Consider the following 13,315-nt stretch of genomic DNA (forward strand, 5'->3'; position numbering starts at 1 on the left):
GGGCCCGATTGGTTTTGTAGGAGCGCCGCTTGAGGCGCGAACAGCATTAGAAGCGAGTCAAGAGGTTAGAGTTTCGAAAATCGTTTCGTCCCTCGTAACTCGACCCTTTTCGCGCCTCAAGCGGCGCTCCTACAGCAAAAAGGCCGCAACCGGATTCCCCGGCGCGGCCTTTTGATTTTCGTTTTCCAATACCGCTCTATAGCGACTTCTCCGGCATCGGCAACGCGGGCAACTGCCCTTCCAGTTGCTGCAAGCGCCGCTCGAACGCTTTCTGCGCCTTGCTGGAATCTCCCAGCGCCTGATACAAGCGCGACAGCTCAGCCAGCGCTGTGGCGCTCTGACTGGAGTTGGCGGCCGCTTCAAAGAAGCCTTGGGCCTTGCCCCACAGGCGCGCCTTCAGCGCCACCCGGCCAGCCGTAATCAGCACCGCCGCATTGCCAGGACGTTCCGCCAGCCAGCCTTCCAGCACCTGTAGCAGGTCATCCGGAGAAATATCGTCGATGGCCTCCAGCACCGGCGGCAGACGATCATCCCATTCCCGGGAAAGGTGTTCCCGCACCAGATTCAGAGCCCCTTTGCCGCCACCCAGCTGTGCCAGAAAACCGGCATAGCGGGCCACCATGGCCGGGTCATTTTTCAAATGCACCGGCACATCTTTCCACAGCTTGCGCAGCTCTTCGCGGCGGCCATCCGCATCGTTAAACCCGGGCTTGCGCGCGGTTTCCTGCAACAGCGCCAACCAGGCCCGACGCTCACGTCGGGATTCCTTGCCCTCACCGAAGGCACGCTTGAGCCGCGGCATCAGGGCGCACAGGGCCGGCCAGTCCTTCTGGCTTTCCAGCACCTCCGCATAGGTACGCAGGATACGCTTGTTTCGCGGCGCCAGGTCCGCCAGCACCTTCAGTTCCTGGCGGGCCTGCTCCGGGTAACCATCGTCCAGGGCGAAACGGGCCTTCATCAGCCCGGCCACCAACTGACCGCGACGATCACTGCTGGCGTTTTCCAGATAGCGCTGACTGGCCTCCACGTTCTCCTGCTCCTGGGCCGCTTCCGCCGCCAGCAACCAGGCCAGCAACGGCCAGTCGCCGTCTTCACCGGCGGCTACCAGCAGGCGCTCGGCCTTTTCCTGTTCACCATCCACCAGTTGCAGAAAACCACTGCGCAGACGTCGGGCCGCCACCGCTTTTTTCCAGCGACGGGTGGCACGCACCGGCTCCAGGGCATTCCAGGCAGCATTGCCGAGCAGGGTCAGAATGACAATGGCCACCGCCGTCAGCAGCGCGGCCAGCACCACGAAGCCCAGGGTGGTATCCATGGAAAAATCATCGCGGATCACCAGCACATAGCCGGAGTCCGCCGCCATCCAGCGCCCCAGCGCCAGAGCGGCAACCAGGGCGATGACGATCAGCAGGGCGACTTTTTTCATGCACCGCCCTCCTTGCGTTTCAGTTCTTCAATGGCGGCCAGCCCCGCACCGATTTCCGGCAGCGCCTGGGCCACATTGCCGCCACCCAGTTCTTGCAGGGCCTTGCGCATCTGCGCCGCCCGCGGCTCATCTTCACGGAACCACTGGGCCAGCGTGGAGCGCGCCGTATCCAGGGCCTGCTGATAGGCCTTGGCCCGGCCCTGCATCAGGGCCAGTTGCGCTTGCTGCAGGCTACCGTCCAGCGTCAGTCGCACCAGGGACGCCTGCTCCGCGGACAACGGCAGCGGCACCGCACCATCATGATGGCGCACATTCACGGGGAGCCGGTCGAGCACATCCTGCCACCAGGGCTGGCTCACTTCCGGCATGTCGCGCTCGGGGGGAGCTTCTTCCACCGGCACCGCCAGCTCGGCGACGATCTGACGCAGGGCGCCCAGGCGCAGCACCATGCCCTGTACGTCCACCTGGCCGGCGCCACTGAGCTTTTCCATATCCATGGCCAGCGCCTGACGGGCCGGCAATACCTTGGGATCATCCAGACGTGCCAGGGTCTCATCGGCGGCTTTCAGCAAACGCCGCGCCGCAGACGCGTCCTGGGTCAGCAGCAGGCGCTGACTGGCCAGGCTGGCCAGCGCCCGCGCCTCATTGACCAGCCACAGGGTCTGGCCTCCGCTCTGCATGTCGGCCAGCACCGCCCGATCCTTGACCATGCGGGCGGCCAACTCCGCCTGCTTTTTCTCGAAGGAGGACAACGCACCCTGAACGTCGCTGCGCTGACTGGCCATGGCGGCTTTCAATTCGCTGATCTGACCGGCAAGACCGGCCTTTTCTTTCTGCATCTGCTGGAATTGCTGCCAGCCCCACCAGCCACCGGCCCCCAGGGCCGCCAGAACCACCAACACCACCAGTACTACCCAGACGCTCTTGCCTGTCTGGCGGGAATAAAGACGTTCCTGCGTCATGTCAGCTCCATGTTCTGATTATCTGGCACCCCCGAACGGGCGATCCGTAAAGCCTATTTAGGATCTATCCGCGGCTGCGTTGCCAGCCGCCGGCAAGGGCACGGGCTTGTGCAGGACAACATCACCGCACAATCCGACTCATGTACCCGATCAAACAACGAATTCCGGCGCGACGGCATATAGATCTTAAATAAGCTCTCAGCGAAAACCTTAATTGGGGCTGCGCTGAGTGTCCATTAAACAATGTAATAGGGAAGGCAAACAGGGCATCAAATCGCTACCTTTGCCTGGAGAGGGACACCGTTATGCATGGACGTCACATGGAAGGCAGCGCTGCCAGCATATCCTCATCGTGGGCGCTCGCCGCCACTCGCAATGGCCCGCCATGTTGCGCACGGACAGGTGTGGCCACCCGCTCTCCGGCGGCCACGACACCCACCGCAGAGGGGATGTGTCCGCTGATTGCCTGCCAGCTTTCCACGCTGGTGACCATGACCCAGTCGCATCCCTCGGGGCAATGGAAAGCGGTGCTGGGCACGCGACGGTAAAACGGCAGGGATACAACCTCGGCACCGCGCTCGGCAAGGGTCTTCGCCAACAGTTCCCGGCCGCTTTCTCCACGGCACAGCAACACTTTCTTTTCAGCCAGTTGCTGCAGGCAAGGCAGCGCCAGCACCGCTTCGGAATTGAACCCGCCATCCGGCACCGTCGGTTGCAGATGCCAACGGGAAATCTCTGCCGCCGTGGCCTTGCCCACCGCCAGCCAGTGAAGCCCCACCGGCCACTGTGGCCAGATATCCGCCATGGCGGTCAGAGCCAGGCGCGCAGCATTACTGCTGGCAAAGAAAACCGCATGAAACAGGTCCAGATCCATGAGTACCCGGCGGCTGGCATCGCTGACCGGCAACGGCTCGATATGCAGGGCCGGGCTGTGCAGAGGCCGATGGCCAGCCCGGCTCAGGGCATCCATTAACGCCTGCTGCTGGCCCCGGGGACGGGTAATCAGCACCTGCATGGCCGTTAGCTCCGCTCGTAGAGCGCCTTGAGGATCTCGTCCGCGCCCTGGGCCAGCAGTTGCTCGGCAATCTCCACGCCCAGCTCCGCGCCGCGCTCACGGGGAGCACGACCTTCCGCGCGCAACACCTGCTTGCCGTTTTCTTCGGCAACCAGGCCGCGCAGCCATAGCTGTCCATCTTCCAGCAGGGCAAAACCGGCGATGGGCACCTGACAACCGCCCTCCAGGCGCCGGTTCATGGCGCGCTCCGCCACCACCCGATCCCAGGTATCCCGGTCACTGAGGGGGCTGAGCAGTTCGATGGTGCGGGCGTCACCATCGCGGCATTCGATACCCACTGCGCCCTGGCCCACCGCCGGCAAGGATTCTTCCGGCGGCATTTCGTAGCGGATCCGCTCGTGCATCTCCAGACGCTTGAGGCCGGCAGCCGCCAGGATAATGGCATCAAACTCCCCGGCATCCAGCTTGCCCAGCCGGGTCTGCACATTCCCGCGCAGGCTTTTTACCACCAGATCCGGACGATTGGCCTGCACCTGGGCCTGACGGCGCAGGCTGGACGTGCCGACGCAGGCCCCCTGGGGCAGCGCCGACAGGCTGTCGTGATGATTGGAGACGAAGGCATCGCGGGGATCTTCCCGCTCGCAGATCACCGGCAGCGCAAAGCCTTCCGGCAATTCCATGGGCACATCCTTCATGGAATGCACGGCAATATCCGCACGACCGTCCATGATGGCCTCTTCCAATTCCTTCACGAACAGGCCCTTGCCACCGATTTTTGCCAGCGGGGTATCAAGAATCTTGTCCCCCTGGGTCTTGATTCGCACCAGCTCCACACTCAGGCCTTCGTGCAGACTTTCCAGACGCTGCTGAACGTATTCCGCCTGCCAGATGGCAAGCGGGCTGGAACGGGTGGCGATACGCAAGACTTCGCGGGACATGGGGGATCCTGTGATTCTGAAATGAGGAGGACAGTTTACAGGAAGAGACGCTCATACCGTAGGAGCCATGTTCGCCATGGCGAGCATGGCTCCTACAAATTCAAAGGGGAGGAATCAGTTGCCGTAAACCACCACGGTAAACTCCGCCAACACCCCGAAGAAATTCTGGGACTCATAATCCACGTGGTGGATCTCGGTGATGCCCCCGTTGCGGGCAGCGGTCTGGATGCTGGCATCGCCGGAGGCGATGATGCCGAGAATGGAACGGGCACTGGCTCGGCCGACCCGGGTGGCTTTTTCCGTGGACGCGGTGGCAGTCAGGGGCGCTTTCACATTCCCGTATAACAGACCGGTCACCGGCATGGCGGACGAGGCACAACCACTCAGTGCGACAGCACCGACCAGCAGAAGAAGAAGCTTTTTCATGGCAGATTTCCTGTTCTTGTTATTAATGATTGGCACATCTTCAGGGGCTCAAGGCTAGCACGCCCACCCCCCTCTGTTAACGCTTACAGATTCTGCAACACCCGGCGCAAACCTGCCACATGACGGCGGCTGACGGTCAGCCGTTCATCGATACCACGCAGACGTACCTGGTGGTGGCCGGCGGTGGCCATTTCCATCCCCTCGATAAACTTCAACGCCACCAGGGCATTGCGGTGTATACGCACAAACTGGTCACCAAATTCCGTTTCCAGCTCCTTGAGGGTTTCATCGATCAACACCTCACCTTCTCCGGAGCAGACGGTGACGTATTTCTGGTCGGCCAGGAAGTAGCGCACCTCATCCACCGGCACCAGTTCCAGCCCGCGATGGGTCCGGGCACTGATATGTCCACGGCGGCGGGGTTTTTCCTCACTGACTTCCCTGCCGATTTCCGCCAGCTGCACCCGGTTCAAGGTACGGGCCTTGCCCAGGGCCGTTTCCAGGTCCCCGGCGCTGACCGGTTTCAGCAAATAGTCCACCGCATGGACCTTGAAGGCCTGCAGGGCATGCTCATCATAGGCCGTGCAGAAAATCAGCGCCGGCGGATTATCCATCTTGCTGAGATGCTCGGCGGCTTCCATACCATCCATTTCCGGCATGCGAATATCCATCAGGATCACATCCGGCCTGGTGGCCTGGGCCTGCTCAATGGCTTCCCGGCCGTTAGCCGCTTCTGCCACCACTTCAACCCCGTCGGTCTTTTCCACCAGCCGCTTGAGCCGGTCCCGCGCCAGTTGTTCGTCGTCGCACACAAGCACCCGCATAATTCCCATCCTTTTTTATTGCAGCGGATATCGAATTTCGATCTCGTATTCTTTTTGTTGCGGCCGTGACTCCACCGCCACCTCGTCACCATACAATGCTTCCAGCCGGTGACGAATGTTCTCCAGCGCCATACGGTTACCCTGGTGATGCCCCCCGCCTTCCGGTTTGGGGTTACTCACCGAGAGCACCAAGTCGCCATTTTCTGCCAGCGCCCGGATTGTCACCACGCCGCCGGCGGTTAATGGCTGTATGCCATGATAAATGGCATTTTCGAGCAAGGGTTGCAAGGTTAACAGCGGAATCATCACGGTTTTTGCTTCCACGCGAATGTCCCACTCCACCTGCAACCGCTCGCCCATGCGCAATTGTTCAATATGAATGTAGCGCCGGCACAGCTCCAGTTCTTCTTCCAGCGTCGCCTCATTGCCGATATTTTTCAGGCTGGCACGGAACAGCACCGACAGGTCTTCCACCACCTTTTCGGCGGCGTCCGGGTCCACCGCGATCAGGCTGGCAATAATGTTCATGGAATTAAACAGGAAATGCGGGCGGATACGCGACTGCAAGGCTTGGATGCGCGCCTGCAATTCTGCCTGCCCCTTTTGCCGCAACTGCTCCTGCACATAGAAATAGCGCATGACCAGGCCGGCAATAATCGCGGCAATCAGGCCATTAACGGCAATTTCCCAGGACCACAATGTGCCCGGTACAAGACTTCCTGTGACCCAGCCCATGACCAAAGTCGCCACCACACTGAATACCAGGGTGTCGATCACCACCAGCAACACCACGGCCACCGCCGCCCACGCCGGCGCCAGCCGATTCAGACGGGACCGCAACTGGCAGACCAGTGCCGCCGAGGTCAGCCCCACCCATTGCACAAACAGGGAGGTAATCGCCAGCCGGCCCATGCTGAAATCGCTGTAGTACGTGGCCACCAGGTTGATCACCAGGGCCATCAGCTCGGCTACCACCACCACCACCAGCACCGCACGGGTGCTGCACAGGTCGGGCAGGAAACTGGAGTTGGGCTGGTCGTCCGTGGCCGCCATCGTGGCTCCCGTCAGTAAAAATCACTAGTTACAGGCAGTTATACCTCAAGCCGTCAGATCACCCAAGTAATACCCGCAGGCTACGTCGAGTATGCCAGGAGTGATTCAGCGGCTCCCTGATGTTCAGGGGGGCCCCGGTCCCTGCTATACTGCGCGCCTCGCAAATCCGGCTTTATGCATGGGAACCGTACGATGACCGACAAGCAGCAGAACAAACTCTGGGGCGGCCGCTTCAGCGAATCCACCGACCAGTTCGTGCAGGAATTCACCGCCAGCGTGAATTTCGACCGACGCATGTACCGTCAGGACATCTTCGGCTCCCAGGCCCACGCCACCATGCTGGCGGAGGTAGGCGTGCTCACCAAGGAAGAGCGCGACGCCATCATCAATGGCCTGGCGGAAATCCAGAAAGAGATCGAAGCCGGCGAATTCCAGTGGTCCGTTGCCCTGGAAGACGTGCACATGAACATTGAAGCGCGGCTCACCGACAAGATCGGCATCACCGGCAAGAAACTGCACACCGGCCGCTCCCGGAACGACCAGGTGGCCACCGATATCCGCCTGTGGCTGCGTGACGAGATGCTGATTCTGGAAGAACAGTATCTGCACCTGATGACCGGTCTGCTGGACCTGGCCGAGCGCGAAGCGGCCACCATCATGCCCGGTTTCACCCACCTGCAGACCGCCCAGCCGGTGACCTTCGGGCACCATCTGCTGGCCTGGTTCGAAATGCTCAAGCGTGACCGCGAGCGGTTGCTGGACTGCAAGAAGCGGGTCAACCGCATGCCCCTGGGCGCCGCGGCACTGGCCGGCACCACCTACCCGATCAACCGGGAGCGCACCTGCGAGTTGCTGGGCTTTGACGGCATCTGCGAAAACTCCCTGGACGCGGTGAGCGACCGGGACTTCGCCATCGAATTCTGCGCCCTGGCCGCCCTGACCATGACCCACCTGTCACGGATCAGCGAAGAGCTGGTGCTGTGGACCAGCGCCCAGTTCAACTTCATCAATCTGCCCGACCGCTTCTGTACCGGCAGCTCCATCATGCCGCAGAAGAAGAACCCGGATGTGCCGGAACTGGTTCGCGGCAAGACCGGTCGCGTGAATGGTCATCTGATCAGCCTGCTGACCCTGATGAAGAGCCAGCCGCTGGCCTACAACAAGGACAACCAGGAAGATAAAGAACCGCTCTACGACGCCGTGGACACTCTCAAGGGCAGCCTGCGCGCCTTTGGCGACATGGTGCCGGCCCTGGAACCCAACCGGGAAGTGATGCGCGAAGCGGCCCGCCGTGGCTTCGCCACCGCTACCGATCTGGCCGACTACCTGGTACGCAAGGGCATTGCCTTCCGCGATTCCCACGAAATTGTCGGCAAGGCCGTGGCCTATGGGGTAGAGAAGAAGAAAGACCTGAGCGACATGTCCCTGTCCGAACTCAAGCAGTTCAGCGACCAGATCGAGGACGACGTGTTTGACGTGCTCACCCTGGAAGGCTCGGTCAGTGCCCGCAACCATATCGGGGGTACCGCCCCGGACCAGGTGCGCGCCGCAGTTGCCCGTGCCCGTGAAGCGCTGGACAATACCGGCAACTGATCAACGTCGGGCGGAAAGCACGCCGCGATCCGCCTTCGCACGCACACTCGGAGCTTGATGATGCGCATCATCGCCCTGCTATTTGTCGTTCTGCTGGCCGGCTGCGGCCAGAAAGGTCCGCTTTACTTCGCCCCTGAAGAACCCGCCGCCGAGCCGGTCGCGACTCAGGACGACAACACCGACCAACCCGCCGTATCCGACCAGGATGACGGGGAACAGGAATAATCATGGATCACTTTCAGTACCGCGACGGCGAGCTGTTCGCTGAAGAACTGCCGGTAGAACAGCTGGCGGACCGCTTCGGCACACCGCTGTATCTCTATTCCCGCGCCACCCTGGAGCGTCACTTCCAGGCCTTTGACGAGGCCTTTGGGGACCATCCCCACCAGGTCTGTTATGCGGTAAAAGCCAATTCCAACCTGGCGGTACTGAATGTGCTGGCCCGTTGCGGCGCTGGTTTCGATATCGTTTCCGGCGGTGAGCTGGAGCGGGTACTGCGGGCGGGCGGCGATCCGGACAAGATCGTGTTTTCCGGCGTGGGCAAAACCGCCGACGAAATGGCCGCCGCCCTGAAAGCCAACATTCACTGCTTCAACGTGGAATCCGCCGCCGAGCTGGAACTGCTCAACCTGGTGGCCGGGGAACTGGACCGTGAAGCCCCCATCGCCATCCGGGTGAACCCGGATGTGGACGCCCAGACCCACCCCTATATTTCCACCGGTCTGAAGGACAACAAGTTCGGTGTAGATATCGCCAAGGCACCGGCGCTGTATCAGCGCGCCGCCGAGTTGCCGCACATCAAGGTACTGGGCATCGATTGCCATATCGGCAGCCAGCTGACCAAGCTGTCTCCGTTCGAAGATGCCTTGGAGCGGGTGCTCAAACTGCTGGATCAGCTACAGCACCTGGGTATCGAAATTCACCATCTGGATCTGGGCGGTGGCCTGGGCGTCACTTACAACGAGGAAGCGCCACCGGCGCCGGCCGATTACGTGCAGGCCCTGCTCAAGCACATCCCCGGCGACCTGCCGGTGCACATCGAACCGGGCCGGGCCATTGCCGCCAACGCTGGCATCTTTGTCACCCAGGTGCTGTTCCTCAAGCCCACCGAACACAAGAACTTCGCCATCGTCGACGGCGCCATGAACGACCTGATCCGCCCGAGCCTGTATTCGGCCTGGCAGAACATCGTGCCGGTCAAACCCCATGATGCGGATTGTCGGGATTGGGATATCGTCGGCCCGGTCTGCGAAACCGGCGACTTCCTGGGCAAGGACCGGGCCCTGTCCCTGGAGACCGGCGACCTGTTGGCGGTACGCAGCGCCGGCGCCTACGGCTTTGCCATGGCCAGCAACTACAACAGCCGCAACCGCCCCGCCGAAGTGATGGTGGATGGTGATCAGGCCTTTGTGGTGCGTCAGCGGGAAACCGTTGAGGACCAGCTGAAGCTGGAATCCCTGCTGCCCTGAGCCCTTACCCTTGCGAGGCGCGCCCCTCGCCGGCCAATGCCGGCGGGGTCAGGCGCAGCACCTTGATCCCCAGCCAGGCATACACCAGCGCCAGCAGCGGATTGATCAGGTTGAAAAACGCAAAGAACAGATAGTCTGTCACCGGCACCAGCAGCACCGACTGCATGTAGGCCCCGCAGGTATTCCAGGGAATCAGCGGGCTGGTGATAGTGCCACCGTCCTCCAGCGCCCGGGACAGATTCACCGGCGCCAGCCCTTCCTTTTCATAGGCCTCACGGAACATGCGCCCGGGCATGATGATGGAAATGTACTGGTCGGCAGTGAGGATGTTGCTGCCCAGGCAGGTGGCCAGCGTCGCCGTGATCAACCCCGCCGCGCCCTTCACCGCCGCCAGCAACCCTTCAATCAGCTTTGCCAGCAAGCCCGCATACTCCATGACGGCGCCAAACGTCATGGCGCAAAGAATCAGCCAGACCGTGTTGAGCATGGACGCCATGCCACCCCCGGACAGCAGATCATTGAGCGCCGCATCGCCGGTTTCCACGGTGATGCCCGCATAGAAGGTCTGCCACACCACTTTCAGTGACGCCACCATATCCGCCTGCGCCACGCCCGCCTGGGCGGCAATGGCCTCGGGCTGGAACAACAGCGCCCAGACCCCGCCCAGCAAGGCCCCCAGGAAAATTGCCGGCAACGCCGGCATGCGTTTGAGCGCCAGCACCAGTAAGACCAGCAGGGGAATCAGGTGCAGAAAGGAAATATGGAACTGGCTATCCAGGCCAGCCAGTAGCGGACGAATACGATCCACCGAGTCACCGGCCACCTCCGCGTTAAATCCCATGAACAGGAAAATCAGCAGGGCGATGACGATGGAGGGGACCGTGGTCCACAGCATCAACCGGATATGGGCAAACAGATCCGAGCCGGCCACTGCCGGAGCCAGGTTGGTGGTTTCGGAAAGCGGTGAAATCTTGTCGCCGAAATAGGCCCCGGAGACCACCGCCCCGGCGGCCACCGGCAGCGATAACCCCAGGCCGCTGGCCACCCCGATCAATGCCACCCCCACGGTGGCCGCCACCGTCCAGCTGGAACCGATACTCAGGGCAATAATGGCGCAGATCAGGCAGGCCGCCGCATAAAACAGGGCCGGATTCATCAGCTCCAGCCCGAAATAGATCAGCGACGGTACAATGCCGGCCAGGCGCCAGGTGCCGATCAGGGCACCCACACTAAGCAGAATCAACACCGCCCCCAGGGCCACGGCAATGCCCTTGATCATGGCGGTCTCGATCTCCCGCCAGGTCATGCCGTTCTTGAAGGCGATCAGCGACGCCAGCCCGGCGCAGAACAACAGGGCAATCTGGTTGGGGCCGGAAGAGGCACTGTCGCCGTAGAGGTACACCGCCGCCGCCAGCAACACCACCAGCACCACGATGGGCAGCAGGGCATCGAACAGGCTGGGGCGACGGTGTGAAGAGGACTGTGTCATGGCTGGCTACAAGACGGTGTCTTTCCGGTTATGGGCCTTCGCCGGCGAGTGAGCGCTTACCGGGGGCACGAAAAGCGGCGCAGTCTACCAGCACCCTGGCAAAGGCGCATTGCCGGTGGTCGGCCTGCTCGACGAGTAACGAGTAGCGAGTTTCGAAATGCGCAGCAGTGGATTTTCGCTCCTTGCTCCTCGTATCTCGTATCGTATCTCGTAAAGGCGCTGTCAGGCCTCGCCAGTCAGCTCTCTAACCAGAGTATGGCCGTTGGGTTCGCACAGTGCACTCTTGAGCACCGGCATGGCCTGGGCCATATGCTGGGCCAGCGTGTAGGGCGGATTGATGATCAGCATGCCGGAGCCGGTCATGCCCCGGCCGGAGGCATCCGGGCGCGGACAGCACTCCACCCGCAGCAGGTTGGGGATCTCCGCCTTGACAAAACGGCGGATGAAACTTTCGGTACGGTTGCGATCCAGCACCGGGTACCAGATGGCATAAGTGGCAGTGGAGAAACGCTCCATGGCCATCTGCAGCGCCGGCAACAGCCCCAGGTAGTCCGCTTCCATTTCATAGGAAGGATCGATCAGCACCAAGCCACGGCGATGCTGGGGCGGCAGCATCGCCTTGAATCCCTGCCAGGCATCCAGCTTCTCCACCCGCACCCGCTTGTCATCGGCAAAGCGACGCTGCAGCAACTCGAAGTCGGTGCTGTGCAGCTCGGTACATTGCAACCGGTCCTGTTCCCGCAACAGGCTGGCGCTGATCAGCGGCGACCCCGGGTACTCGGTAAGCTTGCCCACCGGATTGAGCTTTTTTACCAGCGCCACGTATTGATCAATCACCCCCACGCCAGTGCGGCTATCCATCAACCGGGCAATGCCATCCTGGTATTCCCCCGTCTTCTGCATATGCTCGCTGGCAATGGCATAACTGCCGGCCCCGGCATGGGTATCGTGCACCGTGAAGGGTTTCTCCTTTTTCTTCAGGTACTCGATGATCGCCACCTGGACGATGTGCTTGAGGACATCGGCAAAATTGCCGGCGTGGTAGCTGTGGCGGTAGGAAAGCATGGTGGCAACCTGAAGAAATGTAAGGGCACATTGTACACCTGACGCCGTCCATGTAGGAGCGTCGCTTGCGGCGCGATCCCAGACGTTGAATCATCGCGCCGCAAGCGACGCTCCTACAATAAAGCCGAAACGCCATCACCTGACGCCACCGGAATCCCGGAGTACAATGGCCTTTTACCCGTACCGGACAATCCGCATGAACCTGCGCTTTACCAAAATGCACGGCCTGGGCAACGATTTCATGGTGATCGACGGCATCCGCCAGTCGTTGCCGGAAACCGGCGTGCCGTTTTCCGCCGACGAAATCCGCCGTCTGGGCGACCGGCATTTCGGCGTGGGCTTTGACCAGATGCTGATCGTGCAACCGGCCCGCAGCGCCGGGGCGGATTTCCGTTATCGCATCCTCAATGCGGACGGCTCCGAGGTCAGCCAGTGTGGCAACGGCGCCCGTTGCTTTGCCCGCTTCGTGCGCGATCATGGGCTGACCGACAAGGCCGAGATCGTGGTGGAAACCGCCGCCGGACAGATGACCCTGGCCGTGACCGACGACGAGCAGGTGACCGTGGATATGGGTGCGCCGCGCTGGGCGCCGGACGCGATTCCGCTGATCGCCAAAGCCGAACAGGACACCTATTTCCTCATCGCTGACAATAACGCCTATGAAGTCGGCGCCGTCGGGCTGGGCAATCCCCACTGCACCCTGCTGGTGGAAAATGTGGACACCGCACCGGTGAACACCCTGGGGCCGCTGCTGGAACGCCACGAACAGTTCCCGGAACGGGTCAATGTGGGCTTCATGCAGATCGTCAGCCGCAATGAAATTCGCCTGCGCGTCTACGAACGCGGTGCCGGGGAAACCCTGGCCTGCGGCTCCGGTGCCTGCGCTGCCGTCCTGATTGGCCAGCGCCGGGGCTTCCTGGATGAGGACGTGACTGTGCATTTACCCGGCGGCACCCTGCGGATTCATTACGATGGCCAGGGCGGCGTGCGGATGACAGGCCCCGCCACCCCTGTCTATGATGGCAGCATTGATGTAATCGCGGCGCAATAAAAAG

13 protein-coding genes are annotated in these 13,315 nt (G+C 61.7%); 4 read left to right on the forward strand and 9 right to left on the reverse strand.

The window, feature by feature from the left end; genetic code table 11:
• Positions 1–196 precede the first annotated feature (196 nt).
• The 7 genes from C4S63_RS12435 to C4S63_RS12465 form a co-directional block, all read right to left on the reverse strand.
• Positions 197–1,426, reverse strand: coding sequence for a heme biosynthesis HemY N-terminal domain-containing protein (locus tag C4S63_RS12435; protein ID WP_062815626.1), 1,230 nt, complete (start codon positions 1,424–1,426; stop codon positions 197–199).
• Positions 1,423–2,388, reverse strand: coding sequence for a uroporphyrinogen-III C-methyltransferase (locus C4S63_RS12440; protein WP_103917743.1), 966 nt, complete (start codon positions 2,386–2,388; stop codon positions 1,423–1,425). The genes C4S63_RS12435 and C4S63_RS12440 overlap by 4 nt, the downstream gene beginning before the upstream one ends.
• 316 nt (positions 2,389–2,704) lie before the next feature.
• Positions 2,705–3,403 carry a uroporphyrinogen-III synthase gene (locus C4S63_RS12445; RefSeq protein ID WP_062815624.1) on the reverse strand — a complete coding sequence of 233 codons (699 nt, stop codon included), beginning with the start codon at positions 3,401–3,403 and terminating at the stop codon, positions 2,705–2,707.
• A 5-nt stretch (positions 3,404–3,408) separates the two neighbouring features.
• Positions 3,409–4,341 carry a hydroxymethylbilane synthase gene (hemC, locus tag C4S63_RS12450; protein ID WP_103917744.1) on the reverse strand — a complete coding sequence of 311 codons (933 nt, stop codon included), beginning with the start codon at positions 4,339–4,341 and terminating at the stop codon, positions 3,409–3,411.
• Between the two features lie 114 nt (positions 4,342–4,455).
• Positions 4,456–4,767: a TRL-like family protein gene (locus C4S63_RS12455; protein ID WP_062815622.1), complete on the reverse strand. Its 312-nt coding sequence runs from the start codon at positions 4,765–4,767 to the stop codon at positions 4,456–4,458.
• Positions 4,768–4,850: 83 nt separating this feature from the next.
• On the reverse strand, positions 4,851–5,591 hold the full coding sequence (locus C4S63_RS12460; protein ID WP_062815621.1) for a LytTR family DNA-binding domain-containing protein: 741 nt from the start codon (positions 5,589–5,591) through the stop codon (positions 4,851–4,853).
• A 15-nt stretch (positions 5,592–5,606) separates the two neighbouring features.
• Positions 5,607–6,644, reverse strand: a complete 1,038-nt coding sequence (locus C4S63_RS12465; RefSeq protein ID WP_103917745.1) for a sensor histidine kinase — start codon at positions 6,642–6,644, stop codon at positions 5,607–5,609.
• Between the two features lie 192 nt (positions 6,645–6,836).
• Here C4S63_RS12465 and argH point away from each other — a divergent pair, with 192 nt between their 5' ends.
• Genes argH through lysA form a run of 3 tightly spaced genes read left to right on the forward strand, consistent with a single transcriptional unit; the run spans position 6,837 to position 9,706 of the window.
• Positions 6,837–8,237 (forward strand): argininosuccinate lyase, encoded by a 1,401-nt coding sequence (gene argH, locus C4S63_RS12470; protein WP_103917746.1) that lies wholly within the window; start codon positions 6,837–6,839, stop codon positions 8,235–8,237.
• Positions 8,238–8,294: 57 nt separating this feature from the next.
• The gene (locus C4S63_RS12475; protein ID WP_082810754.1) at positions 8,295–8,462 is read left to right on the forward strand and encodes a lipoprotein; all 168 of its coding nucleotides are present in this window, start codon (positions 8,295–8,297) and stop codon (positions 8,460–8,462) included.
• Positions 8,463–8,464: 2 nt separating this feature from the next.
• Positions 8,465–9,706, forward strand: coding sequence for a diaminopimelate decarboxylase (gene lysA / locus C4S63_RS12480; RefSeq protein ID WP_062815618.1), 1,242 nt, complete (start codon positions 8,465–8,467; stop codon positions 9,704–9,706).
• Between the two features lie 4 nt (positions 9,707–9,710).
• On the opposite strand, the gene nhaC is transcribed toward lysA, so the two are convergent.
• Complete coding sequence (gene nhaC / locus C4S63_RS12485) at positions 9,711–11,195, reverse strand: Na+/H+ antiporter NhaC (protein WP_103917747.1); 1,485 nt, start codon at positions 11,193–11,195, stop codon at positions 9,711–9,713.
• A gap of 222 nt (positions 11,196–11,417) precedes the next feature.
• The gene (locus C4S63_RS12490) at positions 11,418–12,260 is read right to left on the reverse strand and encodes a 23S rRNA (adenine(2030)-N(6))-methyltransferase RlmJ (RefSeq protein WP_063509023.1); all 843 of its coding nucleotides are present in this window, start codon (positions 12,258–12,260) and stop codon (positions 11,418–11,420) included.
• 196 nt (positions 12,261–12,456) lie between these two features.
• On the opposite strand from C4S63_RS12490, the gene dapF reads away from it, so the two are divergent.
• A complete protein-coding gene (dapF, locus tag C4S63_RS12495; protein WP_062815992.1) occupies positions 12,457–13,311 on the forward strand; it encodes a diaminopimelate epimerase in 855 nt (284 codons plus the stop codon).
• The last annotated feature ends 4 nt before the right edge of the window (positions 13,312–13,315 follow it).

The sequence above is a fragment of the Alcanivorax sp. DSM 26293 genome (assembly GCF_900107995.1).
Taxonomy (GTDB): Bacteria; Pseudomonadota; Gammaproteobacteria; order Pseudomonadales; family Alcanivoracaceae; genus Alcanivorax.